We start from the raw sequence: 18649 nt of genomic DNA on the forward strand, positions 1-18649 counted from the left end.
ACGGTGACTTTTCAAGTCTCAACACTTTCACAAAAAAATCATGTCATCATACAAATTACCGATACACATTTATTGGAGTATCCACAGCTAGAATTTGTGGGGATGAATCCTGAAGAAAGTTTCCACGCCATTATTCAACAGATACTAAAACAACATCCCGAAGCTGATGCGATTATTCATACCGGTGACCTCGCACAAGCCCCAACACCTATTACCTACAAACGTTATATCAATTTTATGCAAACCTTGGGTCTGCCTTTTTTCCAGACCCTCGGTAATCATGACAATGTCGACCACTTTCCTCTACATAACGAAAACCATCAACAACCTGTAGTTGTCGGTTTAGGAAACTGGCGTGTGATTATGCTAAATAGCGCGGTAAAGGGAAAAGTAGATGGTCATCTGTCTTCGGAACAATTAGAAAATTTAGCGAATTTACTTGAACAATTTGCAGATCATCCTGTTTTGCTGGCTTGTCATCACCATCCATTTGCCATGAAATCAAAATGGATTGACCACCATAAGCTTCAAAACTCAAATGCACTTTTAGATACTTTAAGTCCATTTCAAAACGTGAAGGCCCTAGTCTGCGGACATGTTCATCAAGATTCCCTTAATATCTGGCAAGGTATCGAATTTTTTTCTACGCCTTCCACAAGTGTACAGTTTAAGCCGTTTAGTAATGATTTTGCACTCGACCAAAATGCACCGGGTTATCGTTACATTCGTCTGAATAACGATGGTAGTTTTGAAACAAAAGTGTTTCGCCTTGAAAATTTCAAAACCCGTATAAATACTGATATTTCAGGTTATTAGCCCTAAAGTTTATATAACCCAAAAGAATTATGACTAGGGTAAACACGTTTTGAAAATATTTACGGGACAGAATGACTATCATCTTGCAGGAAAAATCTATATGATGACGACCCGATGGAAAAATCCATCGATGGTTTTCTATAAAAACACTTGCATATCACCATATTTTTTGCGTATAGATAATACGTGTATGATGAGGAATGCCCTATTATGGCGAATGACAACCACAACCAAGTTTTGGATGAACATACAGAAGTTGTAGTAGAAGGTGATAAAGCTTCTGCAAAACGTGCACGTAAAGTGAAACCTAAAACTTCTGACGTAGGCTCAACTGCAAGTTTATTTGGTATTGCACCTTATCAACCTAAGAAAAATGAAGAGTACATGTCTGAAGGACAGCTCGAGCATTTCCGACAAATTCTGCAAGCATGGAAAGCTGAATTAATGTCTGAAGTTGATCGTACTTTAAATACGATGCAAGATGAATCAACTGCATTGCCAGACGTAAATGACCGTGCTACCCAAGAAGAAGAATTTGCAATTGAATTACGTACACGTGACCGTGAACGTAAATTAATTCGTAAAATCGAACAATCTCTTGAAGCGATTAAAAACGAAGACTACGGTTTCTGTGAAACTTGTGGTATCGAAATCGGCTTACGTCGTTTAGAAGCACGTCCAACTGCAACATTATGTATTGACTGCAAAACTTTGGCAGAAATTAAAGAGAAGCAAAATAACGGTTAATTGTGACGGTTAAGAATTCTCCAGCCGAGCTTAGTTCGGCTCTTGTGAATCAGCGAAACGATGTTCCACTGATTCGCTACTCAGGTCGGTTTGCGCCCTCGCCAACCGGCCCTTTACATTTCGGATCACTCATTACTGCTGTTGCCAGTTATTGCGATGCCAGAGCCCATCAAGGTCGATGGTTAGTGCGTGTTGAAGACACCGATATCCCCCGCATCTACCCCGGTAGTGAAGACCATATACTCGCATCACTTGAAGCTTTTCAGTTCGATCCGGATGCCGAGATCATTTTTCAAAAAGACCGCCTAGATATTTACGAAAGTGTATTAGACCAACTTAAAAAAGAGGGTCTGGTTTACGCCTGTCAATGTACCCGTAAAATGCTCGGTTCAAACGCTATCTATGCAGGCACATGTCGAGATTTGCATCTCGACTTCCAACATCAAGCCATTCGGGTAAAAGTTCAAGATCAGCCAATCTGTTTCGATGACCGCCTACAAGGGCTTCATTGTTCTAATCTAGAGCATGACCTTGGTGATTTTGTCCTTAAACGCCGTGATGGAATTATTAACTACCAGCTTGCTGTCGTCGTAGATGATTACCTACAAGGCATTACTCATGTTGTGCGAGGCGCAGACCTGTTAGATAACACTGAGCGTCAAATCTGGCTTGGTCAACTCCTCGGCTACCCTAAGCTGAGTTACATGCATCTTCCGCTCGCCATGAACGACCAAGGGCAAAAACTTTCAAAGCAAAACCTTGCCCATGCACTTGATTTAACAAAGGCTCCTGAATTACTACAACAAGCCATACAAGCCTTAGGTCAACCACAGGTTGATTTAGATCGTCCCGAAGTGATGCTCAAGCAGGCGGTAACCCAGTGGAATGTAGATTTGATTCCTCATGGGCAACAGCTTTGCGGAACATATTTATAAATAATAAAAAGCCCGATTTGATATCGGGCTTTTTATAACGCTTCATGGTTTAGAAGTTTGATTCTTCCCTCTCAGGGTTCACTTCTTGAGTTGAAGCATCGATCTTCAAGATCAAGCTAATCATAGCTGCACACATCATTAAAGACGTACCACCATAACTAATAAATGGCAGAGTTAAACCTTTGGTTGGCATTAAGCCCATGTTCATACCCGCATTTACCAAAATCTGGAGTAAGAAAATAATACTAATACCGTAAGCCAAGTAACCTGCGCGGAGGTAATGATGTTTCAAGGCACGGTGGCCGATTTTGATACAACATGCCAGCATCAAGAAAGATAAGCCAATGACAATTGAAATACCAAAGAAACCAAATTCTTCACCTAACACAGCCAACATAAAGTCAGTATGCGCTTCTGGTAAATAGGAAAGCTTTTGAACACTATGCCCCAAGCCTGTACCAAACCACTCACCACGACCAAAAGCCATTAACGCATTTGATAACTGATAACCCACACCTAATGGGTCTGCCCAAGGGTCAGTAAACGAAATCAAACGTTGGAAACGGTAAGGTTCAAATAAAATCAAAAACACAATACCCGTGACAATTGCACCAAGCATGATTAAGAATTGTGTTGGAGGCGCACCCGCTAAAAAGAACACTCCGACCATCATCATGACAATAACAACCGTCGCACCCAAGTCAGGCTCGGCAATAATTAAACCTACCGTAATTGCCATAACGCCACTTAAACGAAGTAAGCCTTTCCAGTGGGTACGGACTTCTTTGGCACGGCGTACTACGTAATCTGCGGTAAAGATGGCCATCATAACCTTGGCAACCTCTGTTGGCTGCAAGGTAAAACCACCAATTTTAATCCAACGTGTAGAACCATTGACTTCCGAACCTACAGCCAAAGCCGCAAGTAACAGAACCATGGTTAATAACCACAATGGAAACGTATTTTTAAACCATGTATTGAGTGATATTCGATAGGTTAAATAAGCCACCACGCCAGCAGCAACGATTGAGATCCCATGACGAATCACATAGTGAAATGGGTTTTCATGCATATATTCAGCATAAGGCATGGAAGCAGATGCGACCATCACTGAACCGATACATAACAATGCAACCACACAGAAAATCAAGACATTACGTGGCGTCACTTCCGCTGGCCATTTCGGCAATATCCGTTCATACCAATGATTGATTTTCTGGATTGTGGTCTGAGCTAAGCCTGCCATACTACATTCCTAATCATATTTTCTTTAAACCAACGAATTGACGCAGGCAACAAACTGCTGACCACGGTCATTATAACTTTTAAACATATCAAAACTTGCACATGCGGGTGATAGCAATACCACATCTTCAGCTTGTGTTTCACGTTGACACAGCTCAACAGCTTCTTTAAGCGTTGCTGCATGTAAAATTTTAGTTGCGCCTTGAATGGCCTGTTCGATGACAGGCGCATCTTCACCAATCAATACCACAACTTTGGCATATTTTTCGATAGAAGAACGTAAAGGAGAAAAATCTTGTCCTTTGCCCTGTCCACCTAAAATAAGTGCAACCTTACCTTTTTTCACTTCAATGGCAGCACCTAAGCCATCAATTGCTGCAAGTGTAGCACCAACATTGGTACCTTTAGAGTCATTATAATAACGGACATCATGCACGGTTTTAACGTACTCACAGCGGTGCTCTAATCCTTTAAATTGTTTTAAAGTTTCAAGCATTGACTCCATAGGTAAACCAATTGCCTCCCCCAATGCTAAACACGCTAAAGCATTGGCTACGTTGTGCATACCTTGAATATATAAATCTGAGCTTTTAATTAAACGCTGTAAACCACGAGCAAGCCAAAGCGTACCGTCGGCATCTCTTAAAACGCCATATTGATTTAAATCCGGTGCGTTTAAACCAAAGCTTTGCAATGGTGTCGTATCTGGAACAAGTGGGCGGCTTAACGCATCATCTCGATTAAATACAACTTTTTTAGCGCCTTGGAAAATACGATGTTTTGCTTGATGATACCCCAGCATATTTCCATGACGGTCTAAATGGTCTTCACTCATATTGAGAACCACTGCTACCTCAGCGTTTAAGTGAGAGGTGGTTTCTAATTGAAAGCTTGATAACTCAAGGACCAGTAACTCTGGTTGATCTTTAAGTAAATCTAACGCTGGTCGACCAAGGTTGCCGCCTACTGCAACTTTCTTACCTGCATCCTTAGCCATTAAGCCAATTAAAGTCGTTACAGTACTTTTTGCATTGGAACCTGTAATCGCTACAATCGGCACATCAGTGGCACGGCGCAATAACTGGATATCGCCCACCACAGAAATACCCTTAGCAATAGCTGCCTGAATTTCCGGTAATTGCGGTGCAAGGCCTGGGCTTAAAATAATCTCTTCTGCTTGTAATAATAATTCTTGATCAAGTTGACCAAAACTGGTTTTAACGCCAGCCGGAATCTGATCGTGTCCGGGAGGTGTGGGGCGGGAATCCGTTACAGCAACTTGGTAGCCTTGTTCATGCAGGAAATTTACAGCAGAAACGCCTGATATTCCCAAGCCTGCGACAACTTTTAATCCACCACGTTGTATTAACATTTTTGCCCCACAATTTATCAATCGACAGAATGGCAAAAATGTTAGCACTTTGCTGTTTTGAATGCTTTTTCAGTTTGAACTTTATTCATCTTTTTTTGTGTCAGTGCGTAAAAAAGCCATCAATATGATGGCTTTTTATACGAAACAGGAATGGCTAAATTTATTGCCATTTAACTGGTTTAATTTCTTGAACTGTATTAGTTGGTTTATCTTCACTTGAGCAGCCACAGCCACCTGCACAACCAAAAGTCATTTTTGGTTTCAGCCATTTTGCTAAAGTTGCCCAACCCTGCTTTTCACAAAAAACGGATAGTGCTGAAAAGGCCGAGTTTGCTGTTTTTGGAAATACTTTCTTAAAAACAACAACAGCACTCCAAATCACTAAAACCGCAATAATCAGATATTGAAGCATATACAACCTCCTTTATTGCCCTAACCCCAGTAGTGGGAAGCAATTTGATAGGTAACAAACGATGCAAAATAAGCTAAACCAAACAGATATGCAGTCATAGCTGCAACATGTTTCCATGAACCTGTTTCACGACGTACTGTTGCCAATGTTGCCAAACAATGCGGCGCATAAATGAACCACACTAAAAGCGATAAACCTGTTGCCAACGACCACCCTGTACCATCTGCACTAATCAAATGAGACAAACCTTGTGCTACCGCATCTTCATCAGTTGCCGACAAGGCATATACGGTACCTAATGCAGCCACTACAACTTCACGAGCTGCCATAGCCGGGATTAAGGCAATACAGATTTGCCAGTTAAAACCAACTGGAGCGAATAAAGGCTGGATAAGGTGTCCAAGCATACCTGCGAAGCTGTAATCTATAGCAGGCAATGTCGCCCCTTCTGGTGGTTGTGGGAAAGTACACAAGAACCAGAGCAAAATAGAAAGCGCAAAAATAATGCCGCCGACACGCTTCAAGAAAATCTTCGCACGATCTAACAAACCGATTCCCACACTTTTTAAATCAGGGAAACGATAACTCGGCAGCTCTAGCAGTAAAGCGTGTTGAGACTTATCTTTTTGGAAAAATTTCATTAAGAATGAAACACACAGTGCACTCACAATCCCAGCCATATACAGACCGAACAGCACCAGTCCTTGTAGGTTGAAAATACCCCAGACCATTTTCTCTGGAATAAATGCAGCAATTAGCAAGGCATATACGGGTAAACGTGCCGAACAAGTCATTAGTGGCGCAACCATAATCGTTGTAAAACGGTCACGAGGGTCACTAATACTACGCGTTGCCATAATTCCCGGTACTGCACAAGCAAAGCTTGAAAGTAACGGAATGAAAGCACGACCACTTAAACCGGCTTGAAACATTAATTTATCAAGTAAAAATGCTGCACGCGGTAAATAGCCCGATTCTTCTAATACTAAAATGAAGAAGAACAAAATTAGAATTTGTGGCAAGAAAACAACTACGCCACCTGCACCCGCGATAATTCCGTCAACCACCAGACTATGCAGTAGTGGCTGTGTAATCACAGAACCGACTACTTCACCCAGCCAGCCGAAGAAGCCTTCAATACCATCCATAAAAGGTGCTGCCCATGCAAAAACTGCTTGGAACACAATAAACATCATGATGGCAAGACTAAGTAGACCTAAGACTGGATGTAAGAAAATTCGATCGAGAAAATCAGTACGCTTGTCTTCCTGATCAACATAATGAACAACATCTTTAAAAATCATATCGATTTTTTGATGATGAGTCCCAGTTAAGCCACTCAGTTCAGTTTGTGGCACACTGTATTTTTCTTGATCAAGGGCATGTAATAAATTTTCAATACCCGCATTACGGACAGCTACTGTTTCAACGACTGGTACACCCAAACGTTGAGATAACTTTTGAGTATTAATCTGGATGCCACGACGACGCGCTTCATCCATCATATTCAGTACTAGTAAAATCGGACGACCTAACTCGATCATTTCGAGTACAAGGCCTAAATGCAATTTTAAGTTGGTCGCATCAACCACACATAAAAAAGCGTCTTGTTGCCCCTCTTCCGCTATTTTTCCTAAACAGACATCACGAGTAATTGCTTCATCCGGACTGGTCGCATTAAGACTGTATGTACCCGGCAAATCGAGCACTCGAACCGAACGGCCTGAAGGTAACTGAAAATGACCAACTTTACGCTCGACCGTTACACCAGCATAGTTGGCGACTTTTTGTCGAGTTCCAGTTAAATGGTTAAAAAGAGAGGTTTTACCACAGTTAGGGTTTCCCACAAGGGCAATACGTAACGCATCACTCATGCGGGTACTCCTTCTTCTACTTGAATTTCGATTTTTTCCGCTTCTGCTTTACGTAAAGCGAAACGAGTAAAGCCAATTTGGATTAAGATCGGATCACCACCAAAAACACCCTTGGTAATCACTTCCACTCGCGTGCCTGGTACAAAACCCAGACTTTCCAAACGAATTGCGACCAAATCTTGCTGCTCGGACTCTACTTCTATCCGATTCACTTTGGTGATGGTCGCCGCTTGCTTCACTTTCAACGCTGATAAACGCACCGCATCCGATCCTAAACCTTTTTTACTAGTATACATATAAATGAGAATAATTACCAAATAAGGTTAGATTTCAATTCTTATGGAGTTTAATCGACAAACCTTAAAGTTTCTTTTACAGTACAGTGGTTTAGAGGAAGTTGTTTATGATAAATAAAAAACCGCGTATTCCGAGCCCTGTTCAAATTCCTGAACATTTAAGCTTTTTACAAGGTTTTCGCGACTATCTGGTTGCACAGACAGTCAGTCCGCATACGCGCAATGCCTATTTATCTGACCTGATTCAATGTAGTGAACTTCATAAAAAAAATAGATTGCCAGACTGGACGAGCGATGACATTTCTGACGTCCTCATTGAACTTACCAAAGTAGGGAAAAGCCCACGCTCAATTGCTCGTTGCTTATCTGCCCTACGTCAGTTTTATAAATTTCTACGTGAACAGAAATTACGAAGTGATAATCCTGTAGCTACTCACCATTCACCAAAAATTGGCCGAGCCTTACCTAAAGACTTGTCTGAAGAAGATGTAGAAGCGCTCATTCAGGCGCCAGACATTACAACGGCGTTGGGCTTACGTGACCGAGCAATGTTTGAAGTCCTTTACGCTTGTGGTTTACGTGTCTCTGAATTACTAAATTTACGCCTCGAACTTATTAATTTAAAACAAGGTTACCTGCGTATTACTGGTAAAGGTAACAAAGAACGTTTAGTGCCTTTAGGCCAATATGCCTGCGATTGGGTGGAACGCTATTTAAACGAGGCACGTCCACAACTTTATAAAAGTTCAACTGACTATTTATTTTTAACCCAGCACGGTGGAATTATGAGCCGTCAGAACTTTTGGTATGCCATAAAGCGTTATGCGCTACAGGCCAATATTCAAGCTGAACTTTCACCTCACACCTTACGTCACGCCTTTGCAACACACTTGCTCAATCACGGGGCGGACTTACGCGTAGTACAAATGTTACTGGGTCATAGTGACTTATCAACCACGCAAATCTATACGCATGTAGCACAAGTCAGAATGCAACAATTGCATGAAAAACATCACCCTAGGGGTTAAAATTTTTTAAAAGAATATTTTGGAATGCCCCAAACAATCACTTGATTTCGTTCACAAAGGTTAAGAAAGTTTTAACAATACACACTAGATTTTTTGTTATGCTTAGCAGCTTCTGACTATAAATACTGATGAAATAAGGGTTATCTATGTCCTTTACCCGATCTCAAATTTTTCTTGCCTGTGCTTTGGCTTCTAGCCTGTTGTTCAGTGCTTGTTCTAAAGAAAACAAACCACAAAAAGAAGATGCGCTCACAGCGACCGCGCCTGCTACAGGGGAAGCTTCAACCATTATTGAACGCAATGCTAAACAGCGTTTAATTGAAACTTTGCAAAAACAATTTAAGAATGCAAATATCAACGTCAAAATTTTAGATATTAAGCCTACCGAAGTTCCTAATTTATATTGGGTTAACCTTGAAGGAATGACATCGGTTTATACAACAAGTGATGGTAAATACCTGATTCAAGGTGATGTCATCCGTTTAGGCGGTAAAGAACTTCATAATATCGGCGATAGCCTTCAAGCCTCAGAAAACAAAAAGCATCTTGCTGCTTTAAAAAATGAAGACTTAATTGTTTATCCAGCTAAAGGCGGTAAAGCTAAACATGTGATTTATGTGTTTACCGATGCAAGCTGTCCTTACTGCCATAAATTACATGAGCATTTAGCTGAGATTAATGAGAAAGGTATTGAGGTTCGTTACATTGCATGGCCACGCGGCGAACAGTTTATGCCAACTATGGAAGCGGTTTGGTGTAGTGCAGACCGTAAAGCTGCATTTGACCAAGCTGTACAGGGCATTAGTATTCCACCTGCTCAATGTAAAAACCCTGTTCGTGAACAATACCAACTTGGTCTAAACATGGGCGTAAATGGTACACCAGCTATTTATAATGTTGATGGTGAGTACTTGGGTGGCTACTTAACACCGGATGAATTGATTAAACGATTGGATAAATAACCCTCTCCAAGTTGATGAACAATTCATCATCCATCTTACAAATAAAGCGCTGATCTTATTGCAGCGCTTTGTTTTTTCAATAAATACTTCTTCTCATACCAGTGTTTAAAGAGTGATCTACTCTTCTTTTCCAAACATCGCACTCTAAATCACTGAACAGGCGCTAAAAGCGCTAGAGTCTGGCGTTTTTTTTAGCTATGATCTAGCTTCAATTAAATGATTCAATGATGATATGGAGTGTGACGTGAAACCAGTTCGCCTGGCAATACTCGGTCTAGGTACCGTAGGTGGAGGAGCCCTTAAACTACTACAAGAAAATGCCGCTGAAATTAAACGTCGCACCGGTCGAGAAATTCAAATTACCCACGTTGGAACACGTCGTCCTCGTCCAGATCTTGAATTGGAAGGGATTAAACAAAGCGCCGATTTACTTGACATCGTTCGTCAACCCGATGTGGATGTGGTTGTAGAAGTTATGGGTGGGATCCACCCTGCTTATGAAGTTATCATGGAAGCGATCAAACACGGCAAACAAGTCGTGACTGCAAACAAAGCATTACTCGCTGAACATGGTAATGAACTATTTAAAGCAGCAGAAGATAATGCTGTACAAATTGCTTATGAAGCAGCTGTTGCTGGCGGTATTCCAATTATTAAAGTGATTCGTGAAGGCCTTGCGGCAAACCATATCGAATGGCTTGCAGGCATTATTAATGGCACAGGTAACTTTATTTTGACTGAAATGCGTGAAAAAGGCCGCGCATTTGATGATGTATTAAAAGAAGCTCAAGAACTCGGTTATGCAGAAGCGGACCCAACTTTTGACGTTGAAGGTATTGATGCTGCACACAAGCTTACAATTTTAGCGTCTTGTGCGTTTGGTATTCCTTTGCAGTTCGATAAAGTCTATACCGAAGGTATCAGCAAAATTACTGCACAAGATGTGAAGTATGCTGAGGAGCTGGGTTTCCGTATTAAACATCTAGGCATTGCCCGCCGTGCTGAAAAGGGTATTGAGCTACGTGTTCACCCGACACTTATTCCAGATGAGCAGCTTATTGCGAACGTAAACGGCGTTAAAAATGCTGTTTTAGTTCAAGCCAATGCAGTAGGTCCAACACTTTATTACGGTGCTGGTGCTGGTGCTGGCCCAACAGCTTCTGCAGTTGTTGCTGATGTAATTGATATCGTTCGTGATATTTCTTATACAGAAGATGGTGCAGGCACAATTCCTCAACTGGCTTTTGAAGCATTAACAAATATGCCAATTTTAAGCCGTGAAGAAATGACCACAGGTTATTACATCCGCTTAAATGCTGAAGATCAGACTGGTGTACTTGCAGATGTGACGACCATCTTAAGCCGTGCCGGAATCAGTATTGATGCCATCATGCAACAATCTCGCTTAAAAGACCTCATTCCAATTGTGATTTTGACTGATCCAATCGTTGAATCCAAAATGGATGACGCTCTTGCGCAAATTCAAGCATTACCTGCAATTCGTGGCGAAATCGTAAGAATTCGTTTAGAATCGCTCGATAGTTAATCAGGTTGAGGGAAAGATTCCCTCTCCCGCTTCACCTCATAATTGGAACACCATCATGTCTAATGCCAATCGTTATACTGGTCTTGTAGATCGTTATCGTGACCGTTTGCCAGTTTCGGCAACTACTCGTGCTATCTCTTTGGGTGAAGGCAACACCCCTCTCATTAAACTTGAGAATATTCCACGTATTATTGGCAAAGACGTTGAAATTTATGTGAAATACGAGGGCTTAAACCCGACTGGTTCATTTAAAGACCGTGGTATGACCATGGCTGTAACCAAAGCAGTTGAAGAAGGCTCTAAAGCAATTATCTGTGCATCTACAGGTAACACTTCTGCTGCTGCTGCTGCCTATGCTGCACGTGCAGGTATCAAAGCGTTTGTTTTGATTCCAGAAGGCAAAATTGCGATGGGTAAAATGGCGCAAGCCATGATGTATGGCGCGATCACTATGCAAATCCGTGGTAACTTCGATGATGGTATGCGTCTTGTAAAAGAAGTGGCTGATCAAGCACCTGTAACGATTGTAAACTCAATCAACCCTTACCGTTTGCAAGGTCAAAAAACTATTGCTTATGAAATCGTTGAAGCTTTAGGCCGTGCACCTGATTACCACTGCTTACCAGTTGGTAACGCAGGTAACATTACAGCTCACTGGATGGGTTATACCGAAGCAGTAGCTAACCAACCTGCTGGCCAATTTGAACAAGTTGTTTATGACGCTGCGACTGATCAATTCACTGGTCCAAAACCAGAAGGCTTACCAACAATGGTAGGTTATCAAGCTTCTGGCGCAGCTCCTTTCTTACGTGGTGCTCCAGTAGAAAAACCGGAAACAGTTGCAACTGCGATTCGTATTGGTAACCCACAAAGCTGGAACCATGCAAAAGCTGTAGTACGTGACTCTAAAGGTTGGTTCGATGAACTTCAAGACAGCGAAATTTTAGAAGCTCAACGCTTACTTTCTATGTATGAAGGTGTATTTGTTGAGCCGGCATCTGCTGCTTCTATTGGCGGTGCGATCCGTGACATTAAAGCCGGTAAGATTGCTGAAGGTTCTGTCATTGTATGTACAGTAACGGGTAATGGCTTGAAAGACCCTGATACAGCAATTAAACAATGTGCTGATGCAGTGATGTTGTCAATTGATGCAACAATGGACCAAGTAAAAGATTCGATTTTATCTAATATGTAAAATCTGAGTTTTTATAAAAAGCGGCTGTTTAATACAGCCGTTTTTTATGCTTTTTAAATGGCATAAAAAAACGCTTCTAAAGAAGCGTTTTTAAAAATAATTAAATTAAATACGTTTTGGCAAATTACTTAACCAACCGAGCAAGTTAGTTGCATCGTTATTACGTGCCTGAGTACTTGGCTCACCCAATAATACAATCACTGCTGGACGTGAGTTCACAGTAGTATGCATAACTACACAACGGCCTGCTTCATTAATATAACCAGTCTTAGATAAGTTGATATTCCAACCACCATTACGGACTAAAGCATTTGTATTATTTGATTTAAGAACACGATAACCTAAATTAAAGTCATAGGTCGGTGTGGTTGAGAACTGACGAATCAAACCATATTGAGATGCTGTACTCGCCAAAATTCCCAAATCACGTGCAGAAGATACATTACGCGGATCTAAACCAGTTGACTCATAATAATGAGTTGCATTCATACCTAAAGCACGCGCTTTAGCATTCATTGCCGCCACGAATGCAGCACGGCCACCCGGATAAGTACGCGCTAGAGCTGCTGCTGCCGGATTTTCTGACTTCATCAGAGCAAACAGAAGAACTTCTGCGCGGTTCATTTTATCGCCAACACGAAGTGTTGAGCTTGAGTTTTTCCCGCCAGCCCCAGCAAAATCAATTTGCTCAAGTGTAATTTCTTCAGACATGTTTAAACGGGCATCTGCCGTTACAACTGCTGTCATCAATTTGGTAATAGAAGCGATCGGCACTGATGCGTTGGTATTTTTACTATAAAGTACCTCACCTGTTTGTGCATCCATTACAAGTGCAGCACGTGCACTGACACTTGGCTGGGCGTTATAACCCACAGTATCACGGATTGGAGCAACTTTAGGGGCAGAAGTAATAACTCTTGGCGCATTACTGCCACGCAATGTTGTGGTTACAGAAGTTGAACCTTGCGGAGTCGGTTCATCATCTTCATCATTTAAAAGTTGACTAGCATCCGCTGCAGACCAATTTAAACTTGCAGTACCAGTACTCCCTGAAGACGGGTTATTGACGAGTTCTGCAAAGCTTGTTGAACTCAAACTAAGCAAAATAGACATGCTTAGCACATGCATTAAAGACTTTTTAGAATTTTTCACGGCACAATACTCGACTCAGGGTGACACACATTTGCGCTTACTATCATTATGCCTTACATTTGAGATATAAGGTATAAAGCTTTTACCGACACAATTGTGCACAACTATTCGCTCACTATAGAAGAATAGGATTGCTAATTTTGTCATTCCATTGCAAGCTTATTTTGCTTTATGTAACAAAAAACTTGTTTTTTGAAAGAAAGGAGGTCTTCTTGATTACAGTTTTAGTTGTCGATGACCATGAACTGGTACGTACGGGTATTTGCCGTATGTTAGAAGATCATGCCGATGTTGAGGTAATTGGACAAGCCGAATCGGGCGAAGAAGCAATTGCTATCGTTCGCCAACAACATCCGCAAGTCGTGCTGCTGGATGTCAACATGCCGGGCATCGGTGGTGTAGAAACAACCCGTCGTTTATTACAGACGGCTCCAGAGACGAAAGTCATTGCTGTAAGCGGCCTTGCCGAAGAGCCTTACCCATCTTTATTATTAAAAGCCGGTGCAAAAGGCTATATCACTAAAGGCGCGCCAATTGCCGAAATGGTTCGTGCAATTAATAAGGTCATGCAAGGCGGTAAATATTTTAGTGCAGATATTGCCGAACAACTCGCGAGCTCATATTTATCCGACACTCAACAATCCCCTTTTGATTCGTTATCGGAACGGGAAATGCAAGTTGCAATGATGGTCGTCAACTGTATTAGCGCCCAAGAAATTGCCGATAAACTTTTTGTAAGTGTGAAAACTGTAAATACTTACCGTTATCGTATTTTTGAAAAGTTAGGAATTGATAGCGATGTAAAACTAACACATCTTGCGATTCGTTACGGTTTGATCAAACCATAACCAAATTTACATGCAATTTCCCTTAAATTCATCCTTGTCCCATACGATTTTTCGTTTGGGCACTTGGTACGGCTTATACCGTCTTATTATTGCGGTTAGCCTGAATATTATTTTAGTTTTAACCGATGCGCAAACTGATAACAGTTTGCAGCAACCTGCCTTATATTCCTACACACTACTCGGCTATTCGCTCTTAAGTCTTGTTCAGCTGTTATGCTTTAAATTTATTGCCACTCAAGCCACACGACAGCTTATTTTATTTTTTATTGTTGATATTATTTGTTTGAGTTTACTGACTTTTTCTGTGGGTGAACCAAATTTACAACTCAGCTTACTCTATGTAATTGCCATCTTTACCTCGGCGATTTTGCTCAGCGCAAGAATGTCTTTGCTGATTACATTGCTTGCGGTTATTGCTGTTATTTACCAACGATTTGTAGGTAGTTTATTTGACTATAACAATCTAAATACTATTGGTAATAGCGCTCTCTTAGCTTTCTTATTTTTTGTGGTTCACGGAATTGGCCAAATTGCAGTGCAGCGCTTTAAATTACTTGAAGCACTCACCTTTCACCAGTCAATTGAACTTTATCAACTCCCAAATATTAACCGTTATATCTTAGAACAAATTGAAGAAGGCTATTTAGTTTTGGATGAGAATTACGACATCGTTGTCAGTAATCCTGCGGCCTGTTCACTCTTGGGTATTCCCCCTCAATTTGCTAATGAAAAATATCCTTTAGCAAAGTGGCATACCGATTTATTTGAAATTTTAAAGTTTGGCGACTTAAAAGAAGGTGACCGATTCATTTTTGAGTCTCGGCTATCGGCGTACTCCATCAACATTAAAGTGCAACACCTTTTGGTCCCACAACAAACGCTAACCCTGCTCATTTTACAAGATGCCCAACAAATTAATCAGCAAGCACAACAGCTTAAGCTTGCTGCGCTAGGGCAACTCTCAGCAAGTATTGCACATGAGATCCGCAATCCTCTCGCTGCAATCGTACAAGCAAATGAGTTACTGAAAGATAGCAATCCAGAACAACAAAATACTTTGCGTCATATGATTGGCAAACAAACCAAACGCATTGATAGTATTGTTCAAGATACTTTAGGACTTGCTCGTAGTGAAAGAACACATCCTATCCAGATCGATGTAAAACACTTCATAGATACATTGCTCGAAGAAGATTTATTTGACGTTAAACATTCAATTCAACTTAAAATTTCGGATAGTTCTCTAAAATTTTTATTTGATGAAAAACAATTAAGACAAGTCATGATCAATCTGGTGAGAAATGCTTTACGGCATAATGCCCCCGACTCGCCGTACATTACGGTCAACATCCATTCACAGACAAATAAAATTTATATTGATGTGATCGATTACGGTGAAGGTGTTTCAAAACGTGATATATCTCAATTATTTAAACCATTTTTTAGTACCGAAATTAATGGAACTGGTTTAGGATTATATTTGTCTCATAGTTTTTGTGAGGCGAACCATGCAAGGCTCACCTATGTAGAGCAAAAACAAGGGGCATGCTTCAGAATAGAATGCCCAATAATATATTGATTTTTTATTAGGTTTTTGGGGAAATGGCAGAACAGCAACCACTGGTTTTGCTTGTAGACGATGAAGAAGATTTGTGCCTTTTAATGCAAATGACACTTGCACGAATGGGGATTAAAACACATCTTGCTTATCGGGTTGAACAGGCCAAACAACTCTTCACTCAGTTTCATTACGATGCGTGTTTAACCGACTTAAACCTACCCGATGGGAGCGGGATAGATTTAGTTAAACATGTCTCTCAAAATTATACTAATACTCCCATTGCCGTTTTAACTGCCTACGGCAATATGGATATTGCAATTGCAGCATTAAAAGCAGGCGCTTTTGATTTTGTAAGCAAACCAGTCAACCAAGTACATCTAGATCAATTATTACAAAAAGCCTTGAATCGGCAAAAAGTAGAGCATGATGCTACCGAGAATGCGTTAGAAAATAAATTATTAATCGGCCGTTCTCTACCCATCCAGCAGCTACGTATTGCAATTAAAAAAATTGCGCGCTCACAAGCACCTGTATTTGTTACCGGTGAGTCTGGAACAGGTAAAGAAGTAGTTGCCAATTTGGTTCATCGGCTGAGTAACCGTAGTGAAGGCCCTTTTATTGCAATTAACTGCGGTGCCATTCCCACCGAACTCATGGAAAGTGAGCTTTTTGGGCATAAAAAAGGGAGCTTTACCGGAGCAACTCAAGATAAGCAAGGTCTAATTTTATCGGCACACGGTGGCAGTTTATTTTTAGATGAAATTGCCGAATTACCTTTAAGTATGCAGGTCAAACTGCTCCGCGCAGTACAGGAAAAAAAGATCCGACCTGTCGGTTCAGATCAGGAAATCGATGTTGATTTCCGTGTAATTAGTGCAAGTCATCAAGATTTAGATTTATTGGTTAGACAAGGTAAATTCCGTCAAGATTTATTCTTCCGTATTCACGTTATGGACCTCATATTGTCACCTCTACGTGAACGTGGCGAAGATGTCCTTTTGCTTGCCAATCACTTTATTCAGAAAATTTGTATGGAGTGGGAAACGCCACCTAAACAATTAACAGAAGCGGCCGAAACTTATCTGCTACAGCAACACTTTCCGGGTAATGTTCGTGAATTAAGAAATATGATTGAGCGCGCAATTACCTTAAGTGAAGATGCCACCATAGATATATCTCATTTACATCCTGCTCCACTAAGAGCGAATATTTCTAATCCTTTTGCTTCCGCTGCTCAAAGCATACAAACCACTGTGGCAGCTCCTCAAGTCGTAAAAAAATTACCAAGTGAAGGCTTAGAACGTTATTTAGAAAATATTGAAAAAGATATTTTACTCAATGCACTCAATATGACTCATTGGAATCGTACCTTAGCAGCTAAAAAATTAGGAATGACTTTCCGCTCTTTACGCTATCGTCTGAAAAAATTTGGCTTAGATACGGAGACAGAACAGGAAGTATAAAATTTATTTTCTTTTTAGAAGGAGATCGGCAACACGATCTAGATAAACTTCCTCTTTCATTTCTGGAGGTAAGGGATAAGTCTGGTTAGGCTGAATACCTTGCCCCTCAATCATATTACCATTTGGTGTGTAGTAATGTGAGACTGTCATTTGTAGCGCTGCCCCACTTGGTAGAGGGAAAAGCTTTTGCACAACACCCTTACCATAACTTTTTTCACCCATGACCCAAGCACGTTGATGCTCTTTCATTGCAGCAGTAAAAACTTCTGCTGCCGAGGCAGATCTGTGATTGATTAAAATACCAACTTTTATATTTTGAAAATCGTTACCCGGTAAAGCCTGAAATTGCTGATTGCCTTCTGAACGACTTTTTGTAGAGACAATAATGCCATGATTTAAAAATAAATCGGCTGACTCAACAGCAGCAGATAACAAGCCGCCTGGGTTATTTCTTAAATCAATTAACACCGCTTTTAAACGCGAAGAACTATTTTCTTCAATTAAACGCTTAATCTCATTGGCGGTATCTTGTTGAAATACTCTAATTTTTAATACCAACACCTGATTGTGCAACATCACAGGCTCAATATCGGTTTCAATCTTTTTATTACGGACTAAACTAATTGGACTATTTGACTCTTCTGTTTGTACTTGAAGCGTCGAGCCTATCGATCCATAAAGCAAACCTAGCACCTGATCATGTGTCAGATTTTTAAGTTCCTGATTATCAATCTTTAAAATAGTTTGGCCATTTCTTAAGCCTAGTTTATATGAGTCAGAACCCGTCTTAAGGTCACGAATCATCCATTTATGAACATGTGATTCGGGGCTTAGTACAAAATCAACTGAAGCAAGATCCCCTTCAGTATATTGAATGAGTTGACGGTATTCTTCAGCTGACAAATAGCGGGAGTAACGGTCTAGACCACTGACTAAACCTTTAATTGCCTGTAAAAATAAAGCATCGTCCGATTTTTCATCGACATAGTTATCACGGACGATTCCATATATTTGTACAAACTGTTGAATAGACTCAATAGGCACTTCTGCATAACTTTCTTCTGATTCTGGGGCATCAGCATGCAGAGGCGATAATTTTTCTTTTACAACAGGGGCTGCAAGAGCAAGCTGGCTGCAACACATCAATACGCTAACAAAAAAAGCTTTATATATATTGTGTTGCAGCATTTAGTCACC

At 40.8% G+C, this 18649-nt stretch carries 17 protein-coding genes; 10 read left to right on the top strand and 7 right to left on the bottom strand.

Translation table 11 applies throughout. The features are described from left to right. Positions 1 to 3: 3 nt before the first annotated feature. From cpdA to gluQRS, 3 genes are all read left to right on the top strand, one after another. Positions 4 to 816 carry a 3',5'-cyclic-AMP phosphodiesterase gene (cpdA, locus tag R5R67_RS12245; RefSeq protein ID WP_000143915.1) on the top strand — a complete coding sequence of 271 codons (813 nt, stop codon included), beginning with the start codon at positions 4 to 6 and terminating at the stop codon, positions 814 to 816. A gap of 210 nt (positions 817 to 1026) precedes the next feature. After that, the gene (dksA, locus tag R5R67_RS12250) at positions 1027 to 1563 is read left to right on the top strand and encodes an RNA polymerase-binding protein DksA (protein WP_001262524.1); all 537 of its coding nucleotides are present in this window, start codon (positions 1027 to 1029) and stop codon (positions 1561 to 1563) included. Positions 1564 to 1565: 2 nt separating this feature from the next. Then, a complete protein-coding gene (gluQRS, locus tag R5R67_RS12255) occupies positions 1566 to 2498 on the top strand; it encodes a tRNA glutamyl-Q(34) synthetase GluQRS (protein ID WP_135013332.1) in 933 nt (310 codons plus the stop codon). Between the two features lie 49 nt (positions 2499 to 2547). Here gluQRS and ftsW read toward each other — a convergent pair whose 3' ends face one another. The 5 genes from ftsW to R5R67_RS12280 form a co-directional block, all read right to left on the bottom strand. Continuing rightward, positions 2548 to 3744, bottom strand: a complete 1197-nt coding sequence (gene ftsW / locus R5R67_RS12260) for a putative lipid II flippase FtsW (RefSeq protein ID WP_000907680.1) — start codon at positions 3742 to 3744, stop codon at positions 2548 to 2550. Between the two features lie 24 nt (positions 3745 to 3768). Continuing rightward, complete coding sequence (gene murD / locus R5R67_RS12265) at positions 3769 to 5115, bottom strand: UDP-N-acetylmuramoyl-L-alanine--D-glutamate ligase (RefSeq protein WP_135013334.1); 1347 nt, start codon at positions 5113 to 5115, stop codon at positions 3769 to 3771. Positions 5116 to 5275: 160 nt separating this feature from the next. Then, on the bottom strand, positions 5276 to 5527 hold the full coding sequence (locus tag R5R67_RS12270; RefSeq protein WP_000942501.1) for a DUF6587 family protein: 252 nt from the start codon (positions 5525 to 5527) through the stop codon (positions 5276 to 5278). A 20-nt stretch (positions 5528 to 5547) separates the two neighbouring features. Beyond that, the gene (gene feoB / locus R5R67_RS12275) at positions 5548 to 7401 is read right to left on the bottom strand and encodes a ferrous iron transporter B (protein WP_001278225.1); all 1854 of its coding nucleotides are present in this window, start codon (positions 7399 to 7401) and stop codon (positions 5548 to 5550) included. Beyond that, positions 7398 to 7661 carry a FeoA family protein gene (locus R5R67_RS12280; protein WP_001991212.1) on the bottom strand — a complete coding sequence of 88 codons (264 nt, stop codon included), beginning with the start codon at positions 7659 to 7661 and terminating at the stop codon, positions 7398 to 7400. Before R5R67_RS12280 ends, feoB begins: the two co-directional genes overlap by 4 nt. A 143-nt stretch (positions 7662 to 7804) precedes the next feature. Here R5R67_RS12280 and xerD point away from each other — a divergent pair, with 143 nt between their 5' ends. From xerD to thrC, 4 genes are all read left to right on the top strand, one after another. After that, entirely contained in the window at positions 7805 to 8725 is a 921-nt protein-coding gene (xerD, locus tag R5R67_RS12285; RefSeq protein WP_000608735.1) for a site-specific tyrosine recombinase XerD, read from the top strand. A 146-nt stretch (positions 8726 to 8871) separates the two neighbouring features. Further along, positions 8872 to 9687, top strand: coding sequence for a DsbC family protein (locus R5R67_RS12290; protein ID WP_000011163.1), 816 nt, complete (start codon positions 8872 to 8874; stop codon positions 9685 to 9687). Positions 9688 to 9931: 244 nt separating this feature from the next. Further along, a complete protein-coding gene (locus R5R67_RS12295) occupies positions 9932 to 11233 on the top strand; it encodes a homoserine dehydrogenase (RefSeq protein ID WP_039254228.1) in 1302 nt (433 codons plus the stop codon). Between the two features lie 55 nt (positions 11234 to 11288). After that, a complete protein-coding gene (gene thrC / locus R5R67_RS12300) occupies positions 11289 to 12428 on the top strand; it encodes a threonine synthase (protein WP_000063596.1) in 1140 nt (379 codons plus the stop codon). Positions 12429 to 12533: 105 nt separating this feature from the next. Here thrC and pbpG read toward each other — a convergent pair whose 3' ends face one another. After that, positions 12534 to 13580 carry a D-alanyl-D-alanine endopeptidase PBP7/8 gene (pbpG, locus tag R5R67_RS12305; protein ID WP_001984577.1) on the bottom strand — a complete coding sequence of 349 codons (1047 nt, stop codon included), beginning with the start codon at positions 13578 to 13580 and terminating at the stop codon, positions 12534 to 12536. A 212-nt stretch (positions 13581 to 13792) separates the two neighbouring features. On the opposite strand from pbpG, the gene R5R67_RS12310 reads away from it, so the two are divergent. The 3 genes from R5R67_RS12310 to R5R67_RS12320 are packed head-to-tail and all read left to right on the top strand — an operon-like array spanning position 13793 to position 17452. Further along, complete coding sequence (locus tag R5R67_RS12310; RefSeq protein WP_000633799.1) at positions 13793 to 14428, top strand: response regulator; 636 nt, start codon at positions 13793 to 13795, stop codon at positions 14426 to 14428. 10 nt (positions 14429 to 14438) lie between these two features. After that, the gene (locus tag R5R67_RS12315; protein WP_202977410.1) at positions 14439 to 16007 is read left to right on the top strand and encodes a sensor histidine kinase; all 1569 of its coding nucleotides are present in this window, start codon (positions 14439 to 14441) and stop codon (positions 16005 to 16007) included. A gap of 23 nt (positions 16008 to 16030) precedes the next feature. Further along, positions 16031 to 17452 carry a sigma-54-dependent transcriptional regulator gene (locus R5R67_RS12320; protein WP_135013338.1) on the top strand — a complete coding sequence of 474 codons (1422 nt, stop codon included), beginning with the start codon at positions 16031 to 16033 and terminating at the stop codon, positions 17450 to 17452. A 3-nt stretch (positions 17453 to 17455) separates the two neighbouring features. Here the strand turns inward: R5R67_RS12320 and R5R67_RS12325 are convergent, their stop codons facing one another. Continuing rightward, positions 17456 to 18640 carry a S41 family peptidase gene (locus R5R67_RS12325; protein ID WP_000939107.1) on the bottom strand — a complete coding sequence of 395 codons (1185 nt, stop codon included), beginning with the start codon at positions 18638 to 18640 and terminating at the stop codon, positions 17456 to 17458. Positions 18641 to 18649: the final 9 nt, after the last annotated feature.

This window comes from Acinetobacter sp. OYA S30, from assembly GCF_033599315.1.
GTDB classification, from domain to species: domain Bacteria; phylum Pseudomonadota; class Gammaproteobacteria; order Pseudomonadales; family Moraxellaceae; genus Acinetobacter; species Acinetobacter baumannii.

Coding starts and splice junctions, on each gene's coding strand:
- dksA (WP_001262524.1), top strand. CDS start 1,027: ATGGCGAATGACAACCACAACCAAGTTTTGGATGAACATACAGAAGTT.
- ftsW (WP_000907680.1), bottom strand. CDS start 3,744: ATGGCAGGCTTAGCTCAGACCACAATCCAGAAAATCAATCATTGGTAT.
- murD (WP_135013334.1), bottom strand. CDS start 5,115: ATGTTAATACAACGTGGTGGATTAAAAGTTGTCGCAGGCTTGGGAATA.
- R5R67_RS12270 (WP_000942501.1), bottom strand. CDS start 5,527: ATGCTTCAATATCTGATTATTGCGGTTTTAGTGATTTGGAGTGCTGTT.
- feoB (WP_001278225.1), bottom strand. CDS start 7,401: ATGAGTGATGCGTTACGTATTGCCCTTGTGGGAAACCCTAACTGTGGT.
- xerD (WP_000608735.1), top strand. CDS start 7,805: ATGATAAATAAAAAACCGCGTATTCCGAGCCCTGTTCAAATTCCTGAA.
- R5R67_RS12290 (WP_000011163.1), top strand. CDS start 8,872: ATGTCCTTTACCCGATCTCAAATTTTTCTTGCCTGTGCTTTGGCTTCT.
- thrC (WP_000063596.1), top strand. CDS start 11,289: ATGTCTAATGCCAATCGTTATACTGGTCTTGTAGATCGTTATCGTGAC.
- R5R67_RS12315 (WP_202977410.1), top strand. CDS start 14,439: ATGCAATTTCCCTTAAATTCATCCTTGTCCCATACGATTTTTCGTTTG.
- R5R67_RS12320 (WP_135013338.1), top strand. CDS start 16,031: ATGGCAGAACAGCAACCACTGGTTTTGCTTGTAGACGATGAAGAAGAT.
- R5R67_RS12325 (WP_000939107.1), bottom strand. CDS start 18,640: ATGCTGCAACACAATATATATAAAGCTTTTTTTGTTAGCGTATTGATG.